Raw genomic sequence first — 19,761 nt, 5'->3', positions numbered from 1 at the left:
CTTATAATTTGTATCCATTTTCAATATTTGTACATTACTACGCGGCTTAGAACTGCGAGCTTGGTTTAGTAATGTATATCCAGAAAAGCTAGATTTCGTAGCATTTTCCAAACTCAAAAGAGCATTAGAATTCAAGCAAGAAGTTATATTAGAGCTAGGAGAAATGCTATATATTCCTATGGGATGGTGGTATGAAGTCACGGCATTAGGTAATGAAATGGTGTGTTCTGTCAATCAGTTCTGGGGTGTGTATCCTACCTCAAGAGCAATTTTTTCTTGGTGTCGGTGGCGAGTGATTTTTAGCAAAATGTTGACAATACCTTATTTATTAGTCAAATTTGCGATCGCTTTTCTGAGTCAAAGCAGACAGCACCAGATAAAACAGATTTTTTATCGATTTTGAAGCCTCAATTGTAGGGTGGGCATTGCCCACCCTACAATTGGTATTATTAATGAGGTTGAATAAAGTCGTGTCATGAAAACTCAAAATTTCACTGCGATCGTTTATCGAGAAGATGATATGTATGTTGCTGAATGCCCAGAAGTCGGTACAGTAGATCAAGGAGAAACTATAGAACAGGCAGTTGCCAACTTGCGCGAAGCAACAAAACTTTATTTAGAAGAGTTTTAATTAACGAACCCTACAGTTAAGATGCATTAGTAAAATAAGGTAACAATAATTGCTGTTTGTACCAATTTGTATAGACAAAATGAAGCACAAAAGGAGCTGAAATTACTATCAGTACGATTCCCAAATGCAAATATTCAGAAAAATTATAATTTGTCGTTATCTGTTGACTGGGAAAGATAACTTCTAGAACGATTGTGGCAGCATTATTCATGGCATGAGCGATCGCAGGTACAATTAACGAGCGAGTTTTGAAATAAAGCAATGTCATCAAAATTCCAAAAACTGCTGCACCGAAGGGAACAATATGACCTAAACCAAAAATGATTGCAGAAACTAATATTGCTGGCGATATTCCCCATTTCATTGCCCACCGATGTATGAGTACGCCTCGAAAAATAAATTCTTCTGTAATAGGAGCAACTACAACTAAAGAAATTATATTTGTTAAGTAAGCAAGAATTGGTAAAGCTGAAGTACTGGCTGGAGGATCTTGCAACCAATTAACCAGGCTTACAGTTAGTGAAGGAGAAATTAAAGATAAGCTGTAAAAAAATAGCAGATCGATTCCCCACGTAAATAGGCAGATAGCGATCGCAATTCCACATAAAGACAGCCAGCGATCGCGATTGGGTAGTTTGCCAATTAAATATTTAGGGTGAATAGATAATTGATGAAACCTATGTAAAATCCAGATGCTAGGTAAAAGCATCATAAGATAGTAAATGAAATCGTAAAATATTGGATCGTCACTATTCCAGTTAAAGAAGAGTAATAGAAGATCGGAAATAAAAACAAACTCAACAATCAGAATCAAAAGTAAAATAAATATATTTCGAGTTTTAAATTTTAAGAAGGGATCGATCGCTGGTAAGTTAAGCATATGACTCGATTTGATATGGTGGAAATAATCTAGATAGATTTGAGATTTGCGATCGCATTCTTTCTTGAAAAACATGACAGCCGCACGTTTAACCATCAAAGAACTTACCGAGGCAGTTGGGGGAAATTGTACCCCTCGGATGGTGCGACACTATCACCAACTCGGCATTTTGCCACCCCCAGAGCGATCGCGTAGCAATTATCGCCTCTATACTCAGGAAAACGTGCAACAGTTGCGGCGGATTGTGGCACTAAAACAGCAAGGCTTTCAACTTTCACACATTCGCGAACTCCTCAAAAGCGATGCTGCTACAGAAGTAAAAAATTTAACACATCAATTACAACAACAATATCACTCTGTGATGCAACAAATGGCGCGATTGCGGCAGACAGCGACAGCGCTAGAAGGGTTGATCGGACGCGATCGCTCGTGTCAAAACTTGCAGGCAGAGGCGATTGCTCAGTTGCGCTTGTTAGAAGTGGAAAGCCAAGATGGACTAGGGCAATTGGAACAATTGTGGGAAAATTGGGATGCAGCCACCCATGCTCACCCAGAAGAATTTCAGGAATCTTTGCAACAATTATTACCCGATCTCTCCAACCGTTCGGAAATTGAAATCGATTTGCTGTCTAAACTAGTGCTTGCTTGCGGTGATGTCAGTTTAGTTAATTTTATCCGCATCGGTAAAGGAGCGATCGCGGCGGCGCGTCATGCTCTAACTCAGGGCTGTGAGATTATCGGCGATGTTGCCCCTGTAGTTGCGGCTTGCGATCGCACCCGTTTATCTCATTTAGGATGTCCGGTTACTACCTTAATCGCCGATCCTCACGTTAGCAGCGTTGTGGAAGCCGAGCAAGCCTTTTGGCATCAAAGCCAATGGCAAGAACAGCTACAACAGTTGCCACTAGGCTGCATTTTTGTCGTGGGATACGCCCCATCAGTGCTGATTGCTGCTTGTGATGCTATTGCCAAGGGACATTTTCAACCCGCTTTAATCATCGGAATGCCAATTGGTTTCAGCCATGCCCCAGCTGCCAAGCGGAAATTAATCCGTTCTGGCATTCCCTACATTACGATTGAGGGGACAATAGGCGGCGGCTTGTTAGCTGCGGTTGCCCTCAATGCTTTAGTTGAATCGACAATTGAGAAACCGGATTGTCATTGTTATTTGGGGGAGTAGGGTGTGGCTAGTGGCTGATGGCTAGTGAAGAAAGGGTGTCGTGTAGGGGCGGGTTTAGCCCGAAATTCACAGCCACGGCAAGAAATCTTTCCTCAAAACCCGCCCTTACAGAGGTCACAGCGAATTGCGTAGCTTGCGAGTATCGTAGGGGTATTGCGAATTGTCTCCATCTACAGCCGATCTGCCGCGATCGCAGCACCAACTAGCCCAATGTCCGATCGCAGGACGATATGCACGGGAACGTTTTCTAGTAGAGGGCGCATCCGTCCTTTACTGGTGAAGGTGCGGATAAAAGTACCTTCTTGCATCAGGGGGAGAATTTTCGCAGCAATGCCACCAGCAATGTATAACCCTGCATATGGTAAGAGTTTGAGGGCGAGGTTTCCTGCTTCTGCGCCGTAAGCCTCAACAAAAATCTGCATTACCCGTTCTGACAGGCGATCGCTTTTTTCTAGGGCAGCTTTGGAAATTGCGGCGGCTGGATCGACGGTTTTTTCTTTCTTGCCAGCTTGTTTTTCCCAAGCTGCTACAACTTGGGCAATTTCTGGCGATTCTTTCACGGAGGCGCGATCGCGCAAAAATTCATAAATGGCAACAATTCCTTGTCCCGATACGACTCGTTCTACTGAAACTCGTTGGATGTCGTGCTTGTCCAATAGGTATTTTAAGAGGTGAAAGTCTAACTCAGAACGAGGTGCGAAATCAGCATGTCCGCCTTCGGAACTAAAGACATGGTAAGTGTCGCCTTGCTGAATTAAAAATCCCTGCCCTAATCCGGTTCCTGCACCAATTACCGCGATGGGCGTACCTGTTTGGGGCTTACCTGCTTGGAGGGTGTGCAAATCTGATTCCTGCAAACCCAATATACCGTAACCAACAGCTGCAAAGTCGTTGATTAGGGAAATAGACTCGATCCCCAACTCTTCTTCTAGCCTGGATGCTTCTAGCAGCCAAGTCAGGTTGGTTAACTGTACTGTGTTGTTAACAACTGGACCCGCGATCGCAAAACAAGCTTTTTGCGGTAAGAGTTTTTTGCCCAACTTTTCCTCAGATGTAGCTAAAAACTCTTGGACTATTGGTGCTAAATCTGGATAGTCGCGACTGTTATAGCGTTGTTCGTAAAGAGGTGTGGGTGTTGCTTCTGTTGTCTCCACCAGACGCAAGATCGTCTTCGTGCCACCAATATCTCCTGCTAACAGTATTGTCATAGCGATCGCTTTAATGAAATCGAATAATTTTTTCGGTTTTACTTAAGTGGGACGTGTCGCCATTTAACTCCAACACCCAAGGTTGTTCTGGGGCTGGACGGACAACTTTCACTAAACAGCACAAAGCAGCGTTAACCTCTGTTTGAGCCGTTGCGCCTACTAGACCCATTGTTGCACCTACTACAGATGCCCCGTGTCCTACCAACAGAATATCTTTGGAAAATTCTGCTGCTAACAACCGAGCCGTTTTGCCAGCCCGTTCTAGGGCAACTTCTCCGGTTTCGGGATATTCTGCCGCGACGCGAGAAATATAGCTAGTGTCGAGCCTGGGAAACATGCGGGTTAAAACTTCTAGGGGCGCTCTTTTTGGCGCTTGTGGCATCCAAGCAGGATTGAGCCATTCGCTCAAACCAGATTCTAAGTTAATCGAAAGACTGAGGGCTTCTGCTACGTAGTTAGCTGTTTGCACCGTGCGCAAAAATGGGGAAGCAAAGATATGACTGATATTTTCTCCTTTCAGCCGTCGCGCCAGTTGTTGAGCTTGAACTTTACCATCTTCAGAAATCGGTGGATCGAAGGGTCGTTCTGCGGTGAGGAACCACTCAGGATTGACAAAATCAAGACGATTGGCGTGACGAGCAATCCAGACAATTTGAGTCATAAGATGAATATTCCGAGCGCATAGAATTCGCAGAATGCCACCACAAATATAAGCAACTTAAAAGTCAAAAGTCAAAAGTCAAAGGAGACAGGAGACGAAAGAAACAGGAAATAGAAGGAACCCATTGATTTAAAAACACGGATTTCACCCACGCCTTATGCGCTTACCATCAATTGGCTTCTAACTTAAACCCAACCAACATGAAATAAGTAATTGGTCACTGATTACTGATTACTAGTCACTGTTAACAGGCGATCGCCACCTTTTTGAAACTGATAAGCTACTTGTCTAATTTCTACTTTACACCCTTGCTTTTGCATTTCATCCATTACTGGTTTCAGCCACGGCGAAACTTCTCCTGAGAACTGGACTAAGATTGGAAAAATTCTCACTTCTTTTGCCACGCGGCACATTTCGCTAATTGCTGCTATGTGAAAATCTAAGGAAAGATTGTCAGAATAAGTGAATAAGAAATGAGAACATAACGCTAAATCGAACTGATGCGAATGAAATGATAGGTGAGGCAATTCGTCTGTAACATATCTACCTTGTTGCAGTCCTACTGGGAAATCTGCAATAAATTTTTTCATCGCTGCAATTCTAATTTTGCCTAACTCTTCCGGCGACTGAATATCTTGCCAAACAAAGCGATCGTAATGAATTTTAGTCCCATCAATAATTGTTTGATAAGTTTCTTGTACTCGCCGCGCAATTTCTGCCGCAGTGAATTGATAGATTGGATCGCTAGAAATAACGTTATGTCCTAGCTGCGTCATTTCTGCATTAAAGCTAGCGGGACCACCACCACAATCTAGAATATTTAGTTTTAGAATGTCAGGTTTGAGATCGAACATCCTTACATATTCTTGCATCGATCGCCCCCAAGGAACGACATTTTCTAGTTTAAAAGTCATGTTTGCACGTACTGGCTCAAACGTTGCTCTAATCTACCTAATAATGTATCTACATCAGAAGCAAGATGCTCGAAACAAATAGGGGGAGGGGGTTCGATTTCAAATTGAATTAACTTAATTTGCCCGTTACCAATACCAAGAATTAAAACTTGTTTTTCAGGATTATGAGCATCAATAAATCCTAAAACTTCTTGGATCTGACTGTTGACGCGATCGTTTAATTTTTCAATTGCAGATTTAGGACAAAAGATAAAACGCGGTGTCGGTTGGATGTCGATACCCAAGGTATCATCGCTGGCTCCTTTTTCCAGAAATAACCCCCAAGATAGCGCTGCTAACTCTTGTTGATTCTCCTTAACAAAGCAATCTAATTGCTGTCGCCATTGTCCATCTTCTCCGACAGGTTGAGGGCTACCAAATGAGAACATAGTTGGTAATTGGTAATTGGTAATTGGTAGTTGGTAGTTGGTAGTTGTTCCATGAGGAACAAATTTATTTTATGCCGGATTGGACGCGCCAGAGCGTGGCGTAGATTCCTCCACGTTCTAGGAGTTGTTCGTGGGTTCCAGATTCGATGAGTTTGCCATACTCCATGACATAGATACAATCGGCATTACGGACAGTAGAAAGACGATGGGCGATCGCAATTGTGGTTCTATCTACAATAATTCGTTCGAGCGATCGCTGAATAGCTGCTTCTGTTTCGTTATCGACAGCTGATGTCGCTTCATCTAAGATTAAAATTGGTGGGTTCTTTAATACTGCACGGGCGATCGCAATTCTTTGTCGTTGTCCGCCTGATAATTTTTGTCCCCTTTCCCCCACAATTGTTTCATAATCTTGGGGCAGTTGCATGATAAATTCATGCGCTTCTGCAACCTTTGCCGCTGAGATAATTTTATCTATATTGGCATCGGGACTACCATAGGCAATATTCTCGGCTACAGTACCGTGAAATAAGAAGACATCCTGACTGACTAAGCCAATACAAGCGCGTAAATCTCTCAATTTTAAATCGCGGATATCGATCCCATCTAAGGTAATCGTTCCCGATCGCACCTCGTATAATCTGAGCAGGAGTTTGACTAAAGTACTCTTCCCCGAACCCGTGGAACCAACAATCGCGATGGTTTTTCCGGCAGGAATCTGCAAAGATAGATTTTCAATCACGGGCGATCGCTCGTAATAAGCAAAGGTAACATCTTTTAATATCACCTCTCCTTTGACCTCATGAATTAGTAAGGTAATATCTCCAGTATGAATATCAATGGGAGTGTCGAGTAAATTCATCACCCGATTTGTGGAAGCCATTGCCCGTTGATATTGGTCAAAGGTTTCGCCTAATCTAGTTAGGGGCCATAACAAACGCTGAATTAAAAAGATCAAGACGCTGTACGTCCCTACACTCATTCTGCCCGCGATCGCTTCCATGCCTCCAAATAAAAGTAAAGCGGTAAAACCCGCTAAAATAATCATCCGAATTAAGGGAACGAAGGCAGCAGATAGCGCGATCGCTTTTTTGTTACTCTGACGGTAGGCTTGGCTTTCCTCTGCAAGTCTGCTTGATTCATAGGCTTCGGCAGTAAAGCTTTTGATCGTCATAATGCCGGACAAATTATTTGCCAGCCTTGCATTCAATAAGCTAACTTTTTCGCGCACCTCTGCATAACGCGGAGCCAAAAGTCGTTGAAACGCTACCGAACCCCACAAAATAAAAGGCATGGGTAACATTGCCATCCAAGCGACGCTAGGAGCGAGAATAAAGAAAGCCCCGCCGATAATTAGAACTGTAGCGGTAACTTGGATAATTTCATTCGCGCCATTATCCAAAAATCGCTCTAATTGATTGATATCATCGCTCAAAACTGACATCAATCCGCCCGTACTGCGTTCTTCAAAATAGGCGAGTTCTAATTCTTGTAAGTGGTTGTAAGCATCGAGGCGGAGTTCGTGTTGAATCCTCTGCGCCAAGTTACGCCATTTCCTGGCATAGGCATATTCAAAAATTGATTCTAGTATCCAAATAATCACCGTGAGGACGGAGAGAATCAGAAATTGGGCAAAAACATCCTTAACACCCCAACGGGCAATAATCGAATCTTGACGCTGTACTACCACATCAACAGCAACACCAATCAATGCAGGCGGAGCCAGATCGAAGATTTTATTTAAGACAGAATAGAGAGATGCCAGCCAAATTTGCCCCCGATAGTGGCGAGTGTAGGCGAGTAAGCGTTTGAGGGGATGCTTTGGTTGAGGGCGCAACCTTGGGGAAGATTTGCGTTTTGGCGATCGCATTAATGCCTGCGGCTGCATTATATTTTTTTACATATGTGGGTGTATCTTCCAAGATAACGTGGTGAACGGTGCGTGGTGCGTGTTGATGCGGGTGTGGGGTGTGGGGTATAGTGCAATACGGTTTAGTTAAAAGCGATCGATCCTCGAAGATCCCCCCAAACCCCCTTTTTAAGGAGAGTTGGGGGAATCGAGTCTTATCTAAACTGTATTGAGGTATAGTGGATTGTTGACTGGTAACAGGTCACTTGTCACTGCTCCCTGCTCCCTATTAAAGCCAATTTCCCACTAAAACATAAGCTGCCCAATAGCCAGGACGACGATAGTTAGGGTAGTTTTTCATCAGATTCAGTTGGGCTTGACGTAGGGCTTCGGCACGGGTGAGTTTAGTTTTGGTGAGTTGTTTGTAAAATTCACCAATAAAAATAGCTGTTGCTTCATCGTCAATTTGCCACAGAGAAGCTAGAGTACTCCTAGCCCCAGCCCTGACAGCAATTCCTGCTAGTCCCAAGGCAGCGCGTCTGTCTCCTGTAGCAGTTTCGCACGCGCTGAGGACGAGTAATTCGATCGCATTCGGACGGCGACGATTGCGCGATCGCAATAAGTCATCAAATTTCCTGACGTTAATTGGTCCATCAGCGGCGAGGATAAATGTATTCTCGGCTTGAGAACTGAATTGACCGTGAGTCGCTAAATGAACTACGTTGAAGCTAGTTGAGTCGATCTTGGTTTCTAGGCTCTTGCTAGTAAAGGCGCGATCGAGTAATTCGGCGATCGCGACTCCGGCTTGTTGAATTAAATTAAATTCCAACCTGACAGCGGGTAAGGGTGGAAAGGGAGAGTTAGCAGGCGGAACGCTAAGTCCAGCAGTTAAGGCTTTGAGATTGGCTGGAGAGATAGGCTGAGGGTTGATGAGTTGCAAACCTGGACTCACGGCGATCGCGTATTTTTCGACCAGATATTGCTTACCATCAAATAATGCAGACATGGGAATATTTCGCAACGCCCCATCTGGGACAAATACTAGGGTTTTGACTCCGCTTTGCTGCAACTTACTAGCAATAGGTTGGATCAGCCAGTTGTATATTTGTTGAGATAAAGTTCTGACATCTTTAGTACGATCCGGCTCGGTTAGCGATCGCTGCAATCGTTCTACCGTTTGCTCGACCTGAGTTTGTGGCTGATGGATCGTATAGTGGCGTAGAGGTTGCTGGGGAATTTTGAGAATCACTTCCAGGCGATCGGGTAATATAATCGGATAAATTACCGCTGCTGTAGGATTATCCCGATCCACCACATTATCGATCGCTACAGGTTGGGCTTCGATACAGGCTTCCCGAAAAAAGTTATCTAGTTCCGCTAACTGCAACGCTTCGATCGTTTCACGCGCTTGGGCAAGGTTTTGCTGAGGGGTTTCGCCTGACTTTTGCCCAGACAACAGCAAAGCAACGAGTTCTCGATAAACTGGCTCTACTTCATCGCGAAAATTAAATTGAATTTCTGAGTTGACAGCGACGAGATCGTTACGCAGAGCTTTTAAAGTTTTGACTGCTTCTCTGTATGTGGCGATCGCCGCTGGAGTATCTCCTTGCGCTCTCAGTAAACGTGCCAATTGCCATTGCCAGCGATAAGTAATATCCGGTGCATTCACTGCCTGAGATAAGATTAAAGCCTGCTGTGTCAACTCTTGAGCGTTCTGCCATTGCCGATTTTGCTCGTACAAACTACCTAAATTACCTACTGCATAAGCCTCAGCTCGTCGATCTCCTAAAGTTCGAGATTGGTGGACGGCGGTTGCGAGTAATTGGGCAATAAATGTGGGAGTGGTAATTGGTAATTGGTAATTGGTAATTGGTGTTTTTCTCCCTTGTCTCCCTTGTCCCCCTTGTCCCCCTTGTCCCCCTTGTCTTCCTTCCCCTAGTTTCATCAAACTTTGAGCGAAATCAATTTGGGCATATACTGTTTTACTACTGGGGGGGATGGTAGCAAGCAGAGATTGAATTTCGGGAATGAGCGATTGGGCAGTAGAATCTTGCGTGTCTACTAATAGGCTGAATTGGTTAAGTCGAGCTTGCAGTTTTGCGATCGGCGCGATCGCGGTAGTAGCAGCCTGTTGATAGTAGGCTAAGGCAGTTAGATTGTCTTTTTGCGATCGCGCTGTATTACCGAGGCTAAATAAACTAGCCGCAATATCTGACTGCGAGTCGAGTTTTTGCGATAAGACTAAACTCCGTTGCAATACTTGTTGGGACTGTAGCAAATCGCCCATCGATCGCAGTAAGTTCCCCATTTGGCGCAGTCCGGTAGCTTTCAGCGAAGAATCTGGAATAGCACTGAGGCTGCGATCGGCAGAAGTTAACGTTTCTAAAGCACGACGATACAATCCCAAGGCTTGCAACGCTTGACTTTGATTCAGTAAACTACGGATGACCCCAAGGCGATCGCCTGCTTGTTCGTATGCAGTAGCAGCTTGTTGCCATGTACTTACAGCTGTTTCTGCTTGTCCCAATCCCAATTGCAAGCTGGCTTGGGTATTTAAGGCTTGAGCAAGAATTCGGGAGTCGGGAGTCGGGAAATCTTGAATTTTGAATTTTGAATTTTGAATTTTGAATTTTGAATTGCTCCCTTGCAACGCATCGAAACTAACAGCGATCGCCTGTTCTGCCTGCTGCCACTGTCCGAGTTGCTGATAGGCTAGTGATAAATTGCTGGAAGCGATCGCGAGGTTAAGCTTATCTCCTTTGGCTCTAAAGTTTTGCGCTGCTTGTTGCCAGATTTTTACTGCTTGGGCAAATTGTCCGGTTGTATAGAGTTCTCTGCCTTGTTGCAATAACCGTGCATCATCACCGCTGCTCTGTGTTGGTTGCATAGCGATCTCTGGAGCGGATGGAGCTGCGATCGCCGTTCCAGGGAGGAAAATTAATAGTACTGCGAGGCAAGTTTTTGAGATTGAATGCATTGTCATCACCTCTTGCCTCTCGCCTCTCGCCTCTTGCCTTAAAACAAGCTGTAATTAACCGAAAAATATACGCCGTTTTCTTGCCAGGTGCGATCGCGGTCTTCAATATCAACTAAGGGAATACCCCAATCTAGACGAGCAGTTACGGTGTCTGCTAGTTGAAAGCGCAATCCCAAACCTACAGATACTAAGGTATCTTCGTCTTCAGGCGGAGTCAAATCATCCACCGATCGCCCAGCCTCATTCCAAATCGTCCCAAAATCGACGAAGGGCGTGACTTGCAGTGTCAATTGCCGTTCGGGAACGCGATAAACTGGAATGCGCAGTTCTGCCGAAGCAAATAAACCACCATCTGATAGCAGTGCGTCTTGACGGTAGCCTCTGACGCTTTCGAGTCCACCCACGCCAAATTGTTCTAAAGGTACGAGCGGATCGTCGGCAATTTGGATATTTGTACGGAGTAGGAATAAAGTATCGGGAGCGAGCAACCGTACCCATTGCGCTTGTCCTTGCCAGGAGAAGAAGCGACTGTCTGGATCGTTACTGTTAATCGTAGCGTCAAATGCTCCCACACCTAAATTGAATTGCGATCGCGCTGCAAATACTTCTCGCGTGTTGCGTTGCGTCCATTCTTGAAAGAATTGGACGGCTGAAATGCGAGTATCTCCATCCTCATCTGCGCCTGGTGATAGCAAAGAGGAAGGATAGTCAAACTCTTCTAAAACATCAGAAGAAATTTCGCTTTCACGCCGCGCCGCTGTCAAACCGAGGGCAAATTCGCGATTGGGAGATTGCAATATAGGTTGACGATAGCTGAGTTCAAAATAGCGGGAATTACCATCAATTTCGAGGTCGTCGAATGGCGGTTCGATCACGTTGCTGTCGGTAAATCCAACATTCAAGCTAACCGCGCCGTTTTTAGCATTTACGGGGATTGTATAACTGCCATCTACGCCGTTGCTACCGTCGGTATTGCTATATGCAAAACTCAACCCATCGCCAAATCCGAGTAAATTAGCTTGATTCAATTGCACCCGTCGCCGGAAGCTACCAACACTAGGCGATCGCCCGTTATCTAAGACAATTTGTGTATCAAAAGTATCTGCTTCTTTCACAGTGACATCTAGCACACTCGTACCTGCACGAGTCCCTGCTGAAAGTTCGGCTGACAGGTTTTGAATTAAGGGATTGAGTTGCAGCAGTTGCAGAGATTCTAGTAAGCGTTGTTGGTTCAGGGGTGTGGCTTGCGGAATGCGATCGCGAATGTAACTAGGTCTTAATCGCCGTGTTCCCTGTATGTTAACTGCTTCTAATCCCCCTTCGACGACTTGAATTTTCACTACGCCGTCTTGGATGGCTTGGGGTGGAATTAAAGCCCCAGAGGTAATATATCCTTTATCTATATATAGTTGCGTAACCGCAGTACGGGCTTGAAACAGTTCGGCAAAAGATAGCGGTCGATTCGTGAAGGGAGCTAAAACTTTCTCGAAATCTTGGGGGCTAAATACCGTACTTCCAGTCACCTCGAACCGTTTCACTGTGAGTTTTTCTGGAATTTTTCCCGGTATAGGTGCGGGTGTCGGAGGTGCGTTAGGTGGCTGTAATAAATCTTCTGGTGGTGGTAAGGGAGCGGGTGTCGGGAGTTCTGGCGGTGCGGGTTCGGGGCGCGGAACTACGTCTTGAGGACGTGGCGGCGGTGCTGGGAGGCGCGGAACTTGGGCGATTGGGAGTTGTGCTGGTAAGTTTGTCTGTGCAACAACCGCCGGATCGGGGCTAGCATTCAGACTAGGAGTCAGTAAACAAAAACTAATGCTTATACAACCAATCCCTCCCGTTATTTGTATGAGGAGGGATGCAAAACTATTGTAAAATTTACGTTCCATTACAGCTATTCGGTCTAAACCAAGGAATATTAAGCGTATCGGTAATAACAGAAGCAGTCAGTATGACCTCACCATTAGAACCTACCACCCACCCTGTAGCTTCCACAAGTGGGGCAGGATTAACTTTATTGGAAATTTCTGCGGGAGCCGAAATTGCTTTTGACTTTTGACTTCTAACTTTTACGCGGCTAATGTTGCCGAATCCATTCGGCAACCGCCTGCTTGACTTTTCTGTGATGCCCAAATCTGCCAAGATAGAATCGCTTCTGGTTGTTTCGGCAGGGGTTGGAGGCAAGCCACCTCGCCCGGCGATCGCGAAGCTGCTTTCTCCTGATGCTACGCTACCTACAGAACACCCTTGAGCTACCAGAGCGCTGACATCGACGACATCTGCTGGTAAGATAACTAACTCAGCGCTGGGGTCTACATCTGGTCTTCTAATTTCTACTATTCCATTAATACCGCGATCGGAGCTGGCATCGATCGTACTATCGGGAGACACAAAGAGTCCTTGGGTTGTAATGCTGATATTACCACCGCGACCATCGACAGCTTTAGCTGTAATTTTGCTTCTTTCTGCTAGTACTAGATTGTCTGTATCAATATTGATATTGCCACCATCACCCGCACCTTCAGCACTAGTAGAAATTTCACCACTATTGCGTAATGTAAGTAAGTCCAGGTTTTGTAAGTTTATATTGCCACCATCACTGCTGAATTTACTGGTAGCCGTAAGTTTGCCACCATCTTCTACACGCATAGAGTTAGCTGTAACTTCTAAGTTACCTGCGTTACCTGTACCTGTACTACTGGCGTTGATTTCAGCCCCATCTTGGAGGGTCAACTGTCTGGTATTAATTTCCAAGGTTCCTGCATTACCTGTGGCTAGACTTCCTCTGCTTTCAGTTAATAAAGCACTGAAAAATTCACCATCTGCTGTTTTGCCAATTAGGTTTATAGCTTCCGATGCGTTTACGGTTAAAGCTCCACCCTGACCAGAGCCAGAAGTAGAAGTTGATACTTGCGCCCCATCTCGAACAGTTAGCGTCCGCGTATTAACAGTTAAATCTCCTGCTCTTCCAGAAGCAACAGTTTGAGCGAATAAACCGCTAGGCGATATATCTGAGCTACCACTCAGTTCTATAGAATCTGCGGTCACAGTCAAATTTCCTGAACGACCTGCGCCAAAAGACCCTACTGTAATTCTCGAACCGTCTCGCAGAATTAACTGTTCGGCACTAACGGATATTGCTCCTCCGTTGTTATCTTCATTAAATGAAAAAATTCCTGAATTATCAGTTAAGCTTATAAGTCTACCTTTAACCTGAATCTTTCCACTTCCAAAACCACTAGTGTTGATGCGTCCTCCTTGCAGAAGCTGGATATCTTTGAAATCCTGCACCCCTTCATACCCTAAAGCCCAACCTTGCATAACAGGCGTTAGACTTACTAGACCGCTCCTTACACTCCCTAGCTCAATCCGTCCCCCGTCCAGTACTGTTATGTTAATACCCTCTATTTGGCTACTGCCTTCTATTACGACATCACCTCCTACAAGACCTAAAGTTTTGCCAGATGGTACTTGAAGACCAACAGAATAACCTTCGCTACCAAGCACTTGAGATTGATTGCGGATTGCTCCTGGGGAATTGCCCAAATGCAAACCTATAGGAGTACTAACGGTTAGTAGAGGCGGTACAGTGGGATCGGCAGCACTAAAAAAATTACCATCAGAAAAGTTGATACGGTTAGCTGTGCTAGCAATGAAAGAACCGCCAATATCTAACCTGGCATTGCGACCAAAGACAATGCCATTAGGATTAATTAGAAATAAGTTTGCACTACCGTTAGCTTGAATTAAACCGTTAATATTAGAGATGGAACCACCAGTCACGCGGCTGATAATGTTTTGCACGCCATATGGAGTTAAAAAAACAGTCGAGCCGCCTGTCGGAACTGAAAATTCATCAAAGCTTTGGAACAGATTGCCTCCAGCTTGGTTTCCTCCGGCAATAATGAAATTAAGGTTATCCGTGGTTGTAACTGTGGTAGGTAACGTATTATCTGAGGTAATTTGCGCTTGCACCAAGCTAGCTTTCTCCAAATAGCCACAGATAATACAAGTCGAAATTAGGAAGGAACAACCACCTAGTCGCATAGACTAACTTTAGTAACTACTCTACTGTAATTTACTATGATTTCTCTAAATCAATAACCAAATACAAGCGCAAACTCATCTTAGTTCACTACATTTTCCTTGATTCAACCATCAGGTGGAAACATTATTTTTCAAGCAAACCCGTACTCATTTTATACTCATATTGATAGAGCCAATCAATTGGCATCTACTCTACCGATAACTTGAATAACTGGGCAACATTGCGGGCGAAGTCTCCAATGACACGGACACTCTAAATTAGACTTAATATACAGTAAGTAGACAATTCCTAACTCCAATTGTGGTTCGCCAGGATACTCTATCTCTAGACTAGATATGTCTTCCTGCTGCCATATAACCTTTACATCATGTGGACTAGATAGTTGTATTAAATACACTGAATATGAAGTAGCATCTGGAATCTTCTGCCAACTGAATTTTGGTTTTTCGTCAAGAATCAACTTCGGTTCATACATAACCAATCTCCTTGAATTAAAAATAGGGCAGAAAGTATTTTTGTAAGCAATTACCTCTGTCTCCTCACTACAATTCTTCAGTTCGCCATTCCTGAAAATAGTCAAAATAAATTTTTATTGCTCGATATCAGCGATATCGAAACTAATCGTACCAGTCGGGAAGTAGGAAGCATAGGGAAAAACCATTAATATTTTTCTCCATCTCCCAAACTCGCCTTCTCATCATGCCCCATCAGCGCGATCGCACTCCAATTTCCCTCACACTCATAACCCGACTACGCATACAGCACCTTTTTTAAGGGGGTTGGGGGAATCTCCACCTTTTTCAGGGAAGTTGGACTAACTGCCAAGGATTGCTGAAAATAGTTGGCAATTCCATGCACATCTGGGCAAGTCGGACTTAGTATTGACAAAAGGAACCTGAATCCACACGCTCAGCCCATGCAAACCCTGGAAAAGACAGAACCCAAACTCGCCCAACTCAAAACCCTCCTGACAGAGATTAACGACATTGAGTCGGCTGCTTCCCTTCTCTATTGGGATCAAGCAACGTATATGCCTCCCGAAGGCGCAGCAGCACGGGGAAGGCAACTAGCCACGCTAGCGCAGATTGCCCACACGAAATTTACCGATCCGCAAATCGGACAACTATTAGAAGATTTACGCCCCTACGAACAAAGCTTAGCCTACGATTCAGATGAAGCAAGCCTGATCCGCATCACGCGCCACGACTACGAACGCGCCGTAAATATTCCCCCTGCCTTTACAGCTAAGTTTTCGCAGCATACGGCTGAGTGTTATGAAGTTTGGGCAAAAGCAAGGGCTACAAATGATTTTGCTATAGTTGCGCCTTATTTAGAAAAGACATTAGAACTGAGTCGCGATCTCGCTAACTTTTTTCCCGGGTACGAGCATATTGCCGATCCACTGATTGCAGATGCAGATTATGGCATGACAGTCAAGAGCGTGCGATCGCTATTTACTCAACTGCGTCAGGAACTCGTCCCCATTGTCGAAGCAATTGCTGCTCAACCCGTAGCCGACGCATCTTGCTTGCACCAGCATTTCTCCGAAGCCGAACAACTAGACTTCAGCTTAAAAGTTATCGAACAACTCGGTTACGATTTTCAAAGGGGACGACAGGACAAAACCCTACACCCCTTCATGATTAAATTCTCTACAGGGGATGTCCGCATAACCACCCGCGTACGCGAAAATGACTTGAACGAAGGGCTATTTAGTACGATTCACGAAACCGGACACGCACTCTACGAACAGGGAGTGAGTCGGGCATACGAAGCTACGCCCCTAGCGGGAGGAACTTCAGCGGGAGTGCATGAAAGTCAATCGCGGTTGTGGGAAAATATGGTGGGCAGAAGTCGTCCTTTTTGGAAATGCTTTTATCCCCAGTTGCAGGAAACCTTTCCCCAACAGTTAGGAAAAGTTGACTTAGAGACATTTTACCGAGCGATTAATAAAGTCGAGCGATCGCTCATTCGCACCGATGCCGATGAAGTCACCTATAATCTCCATGTCTTGATTCGTTTCGACCTGGAATTGCAGTTATTAGAAGGTAAATTAGCAGTTCGCGACCTTCCTGATGCTTGGAACGAACGTTACAAATCCGATCTTGGCATTACCCCACCCAACGATAGTATTGGTGTTTTACAGGATGTCCACTGGTACGGTGGTGCGATTGGCGGTGCGTTCCAAGGATATACCCTCGGTAACTTAATGAGCGCTCAATTCTTTGCTACTGCAAGGCAAGCACATCCAGAAATTCCTCAACAAATCGCCTCTGGTAACTTTACCACCTTGCACGACTGGCTGAAACAAAACCTCTACCAACACGGTCGCAAGTATACGGCGGCGGAATTAATCCAACGGGTGACTGGTAGTCCCCTGCAAATCGAACCCTTTATCAGCTACATCAAACAGAAATTTGGCGAATTGTATGGAATTTAGGGAGTCGGGAGTCGGGAGTCGGGAATAGGGAAAAACGCCCCTCACCAACTACCAATTACCAATTACCAATTACCAACTACCAATTACCAACTACAACACTCTTGGGGAATTTATCATGTCCGAACTGCTGCAAGCTGTTCTCGATAGTGAAGAAAGAAGCGATCTGCGCCAGTTTTTTAGCGAGATTCGCCATCAAGATAAGAAGTACTTGTTGAGAAACGACATTTTGATGTCGTATGTCGAATATTGCAATAAGTACCAAAAGTCGGCTGAGTTTTATAGCGGTTCTCATTTGGGTAAGCTCGTTTACTATACCCAAGAAATCATTCTAGAAAATGGTAATCTTTGTTTAATTATCCGCCAAAAAATTGCCAGTCAAGAATTCTATCGAATCACAGAAGATTTGATGGTAGAAGTGCTAACGATCCAGGAATTGCTTGATGTTCGCGATCGCTTTGTCAACCGCTACCATCCAAATGAAGGGGATATTCTCGAACTCGATTTTGGACCTTTTTACGACTACACTCCAACCATTCGCGACCCGAAAAATATTGGGAAAGGGGTACAGTATCTCAACCGCTATCTTTCCAGCAAATTGTTTCAAGATGCTAGACAATGGCTGGAAGGTATGTTTCACTTTCTCCAGGTACATCAATATGATGGAATTCAACTGCTAATTAACGGCAGAATTAAGTCCCATCAACAATTATCCGATCAAATCAAAAGAGCGATCGCATTTGTGGGCGATCGCGCCAGTGAAGAACCCTACGAAAATTTCAAATTTGACTTACAAATGATGGGGTTTGAACCTGGCTGGGGAAACACGGCGGGGCGGGTACAGGACACTTTAAGTATTCTCGATGAATTGATCGATTCTCCCGATCCGCAAACCCTGGAAGCTTTTATTTCTCGGATTCCGATGATCTTTAAAATCGCCCTTGTTTCGTCCCACGGCTGGTTTGGACAAGAGGGAGTTTTGGGACGACCCGATACAGGGGGTCAGGTGGTATACATCCTCGACCAGGTAAAAAGTTTAGAAAAACAGTTGCAGGAAGATACGACCCTGGCGGGTTTGGACGGGATGAATGTGAAGCCGAAAGTTGTCATTCTCACCCGCTTAATTCCTAATAGCGATGGAACTCTTTGCAATCAAAGATTAGAGAAAGTTTATGGAACGGAAAATGCTTGGATCTTGCGCGTCCCGTTGCGAGAATTCAATCCTAAACTGACACAAAACTGGATCTCGCGGTTTGAGTTATGGCCCTACCTAGAAACTTTCGCGATCGATGCTGAGAAGGAATTACTAGCAGAATTGCATGGAAAACCCGATCTAATTATCGGTAACTATTCTGATGGTAATTTAGTCGCATTCTTACTATCGCGGCGGATGAAGATTACTCAGTGTAATATTGCCCACGCGCTAGAAAAGTCCAAGTATTTGTTTAGCAACCTGTACTGGCAAGATTTAGAAGATAAATATCACTTCTCGCTACAATTCACCGCCGATCTGATTGCCATGAATGCGGCTAATTTTGTCATTAGCAGCACCTACCAAGAAATTGTCGGGACTCGCGATAGTGTCGGGCAGTATGAATCCTACAAGTCCTTTACAATGCCAGACTTGTACCACGTTGTCAGCGGAGTCGAACTATTTAGCCCTAAATTCAACGTGGTTCCGCCTGGTGTGAATGAAAGTTACTACTTCCCATATTCGCGGATGGAAGACCGCGTGCCAAGCGATCGCGAACGGGTAGAAGACTTATTATTTACCTTGGACGACCCCGTTCAAGCTTACGGCAAACTCGACGACCCCAGCAAGCGTCCGATTTTCTCGGTAGCCAGGTTAGACCGGATCAAAAACTTAACTGGTTTAGCTGAGTGTTTTGGGAAAAGCGAAGCGTTGCAAGAACATTGCAACTTAATCTTAATTGCTGGGAAATTGCGCGTTGAAGAATCGGAAGACAACGAAGAAAAGGATGAAATTGTCAAGCTTTACAGCATCATCGACCAGTACAACTTGCATGGTAAGATTCGCTGGTTAGGGGTACGCTTGCCTAAATCTGCTTCTGGGGAAGTTTATCGAGTTATTGCAGACCGTCACGGTATTTTCGTGCAGCCAGCGTTATTTGAAGCTTTCGGCTTAACCGTATTAGAGGCGATGATTTCTGGTTTACCGACTTTTGCTACTCAGTTCGGGGGACCGCTAGAAATCATTCAAGATAAGGTAAATGGTTTCTACATCAACCCAACACATCTAGAGGAAACAGCCGATAAAATTTTAGATTTCGTCACTAAATGCGAACAAAATCCTAATTATTGGTATGAAATTTCCACGCGGGGAATTGACCGAGTTTACAGCACTTATACTTGGAAAATTCATACTACGCGTCTGTTATCTCTGGCACGGATTTACGGTTTCTGGAATTTTATTTCCAAGGAAAATCGCGAAGACTTGTTGCGTTATCTTGAGGCTTTATTCTATTTAATTTATCGTCCTAGGGCGCAACAATTACTGGAACAACACATGCATCGTTAAGTTATCGGGTGCGTT

At 44.6% G+C, this 19,761-nt stretch carries 15 protein-coding genes; 5 read left to right on the top strand and 10 right to left on the bottom strand.

Features of this window, described 5'->3' with window-relative positions:
- Positions 1–16: 16 nt before the first annotated feature.
- On the top strand, positions 17–403 hold the full coding sequence (locus H6G17_RS32320) for a cupin-like domain-containing protein (RefSeq protein WP_347276399.1): 387 nt from the start codon (positions 17–19) through the stop codon (positions 401–403).
- Positions 404–475: 72 nt separating this feature from the next.
- Positions 476–631, top strand: a complete 156-nt coding sequence (locus H6G17_RS01840; protein WP_192153664.1) for a type II toxin-antitoxin system HicB family antitoxin — start codon at positions 476–478, stop codon at positions 629–631.
- A 16-nt stretch (positions 632–647) separates the two neighbouring features.
- Here H6G17_RS01840 and H6G17_RS01835 read toward each other — a convergent pair whose 3' ends face one another.
- Positions 648–1,607 carry a type II CAAX endopeptidase family protein gene (locus H6G17_RS01835; RefSeq protein WP_192153663.1) on the bottom strand — a complete coding sequence of 320 codons (960 nt, stop codon included), beginning with the start codon at positions 1,605–1,607 and terminating at the stop codon, positions 648–650.
- Between H6G17_RS01835 and H6G17_RS01830 the strand changes: the two genes are divergently transcribed.
- Positions 1,585–2,691: a precorrin-8X methylmutase gene (locus tag H6G17_RS01830; RefSeq protein ID WP_192153662.1), complete on the top strand. Its 1,107-nt coding sequence runs from the start codon at positions 1,585–1,587 to the stop codon at positions 2,689–2,691. The two genes, H6G17_RS01835 and H6G17_RS01830, sit on opposite strands and share 23 nt — an antisense overlap.
- Positions 2,692–2,861: 170 nt before the next feature.
- Here H6G17_RS01830 and H6G17_RS01825 read toward each other — a convergent pair whose 3' ends face one another.
- The 9 genes from H6G17_RS01825 to H6G17_RS01785 form a co-directional block, all read right to left on the bottom strand.
- The gene (locus tag H6G17_RS01825; protein WP_192153661.1) at positions 2,862–3,899 is read right to left on the bottom strand and encodes a glucokinase; all 1,038 of its coding nucleotides are present in this window, start codon (positions 3,897–3,899) and stop codon (positions 2,862–2,864) included.
- Positions 3,900–3,909: 10 nt separating this feature from the next.
- A complete protein-coding gene (locus H6G17_RS01820; protein WP_192153660.1) occupies positions 3,910–4,560 on the bottom strand; it encodes a histidine phosphatase family protein in 651 nt (216 codons plus the stop codon).
- 224 nt (positions 4,561–4,784) lie between these two features.
- Complete coding sequence (locus H6G17_RS01815) at positions 4,785–5,474, bottom strand: SAM-dependent methyltransferase (RefSeq protein WP_192153659.1); 690 nt, start codon at positions 5,472–5,474, stop codon at positions 4,785–4,787.
- Positions 5,471–5,902 (bottom strand): hypothetical protein, encoded by a 432-nt coding sequence (locus H6G17_RS01810; RefSeq protein ID WP_015157235.1) that lies wholly within the window; start codon positions 5,900–5,902, stop codon positions 5,471–5,473. The genes H6G17_RS01815 and H6G17_RS01810 overlap by 4 nt, the downstream gene beginning before the upstream one ends.
- A gap of 64 nt (positions 5,903–5,966) precedes the next feature.
- On the bottom strand, positions 5,967–7,772 hold the full coding sequence (locus tag H6G17_RS01805; RefSeq protein WP_192153879.1) for an ABC transporter transmembrane domain-containing protein: 1,806 nt from the start codon (positions 7,770–7,772) through the stop codon (positions 5,967–5,969).
- Positions 7,773–8,040: 268 nt separating this feature from the next.
- Complete coding sequence (locus H6G17_RS01800; protein ID WP_242038193.1) at positions 8,041–10,728, bottom strand: CHAT domain-containing protein; 2,688 nt, start codon at positions 10,726–10,728, stop codon at positions 8,041–8,043.
- Between the two features lie 38 nt (positions 10,729–10,766).
- On the bottom strand, positions 10,767–12,611 hold the full coding sequence (locus H6G17_RS01795) for a ShlB/FhaC/HecB family hemolysin secretion/activation protein (protein WP_192153658.1): 1,845 nt from the start codon (positions 12,609–12,611) through the stop codon (positions 10,767–10,769).
- Positions 12,601–14,769 carry a filamentous hemagglutinin N-terminal domain-containing protein gene (locus tag H6G17_RS01790; protein ID WP_192153657.1) on the bottom strand — a complete coding sequence of 723 codons (2,169 nt, stop codon included), beginning with the start codon at positions 14,767–14,769 and terminating at the stop codon, positions 12,601–12,603. Before H6G17_RS01790 ends, H6G17_RS01795 begins: the two co-directional genes overlap by 11 nt.
- 176 nt (positions 14,770–14,945) lie before the next feature.
- Complete coding sequence (locus H6G17_RS01785) at positions 14,946–15,245, bottom strand: hypothetical protein (protein ID WP_192153656.1); 300 nt, start codon at positions 15,243–15,245, stop codon at positions 14,946–14,948.
- Positions 15,246–15,686: 441 nt separating this feature from the next.
- Here H6G17_RS01785 and H6G17_RS01780 point away from each other — a divergent pair, with 441 nt between their 5' ends.
- Together H6G17_RS01780 and H6G17_RS01775 are read left to right on the top strand one after the other, a co-directional pair.
- A complete protein-coding gene (locus tag H6G17_RS01780; RefSeq protein WP_192153655.1) occupies positions 15,687–17,210 on the top strand; it encodes a carboxypeptidase M32 in 1,524 nt (507 codons plus the stop codon).
- Positions 17,211–17,325: 115 nt separating this feature from the next.
- Positions 17,326–19,746 (top strand): sucrose synthase, encoded by a 2,421-nt coding sequence (locus tag H6G17_RS01775; RefSeq protein WP_192153654.1) that lies wholly within the window; start codon positions 17,326–17,328, stop codon positions 19,744–19,746.
- Positions 19,747–19,761 lie beyond the last annotated feature (15 nt).

This window comes from Chroococcidiopsis sp. [FACHB-1243] (genome assembly GCF_014696895.1).
GTDB lineage: Bacteria > Cyanobacteriota > Cyanobacteriia > Cyanobacteriales > Chroococcidiopsidaceae > Chroococcidiopsis.
This window is presented reverse-complemented; position numbering and strand designations above follow the sequence as displayed.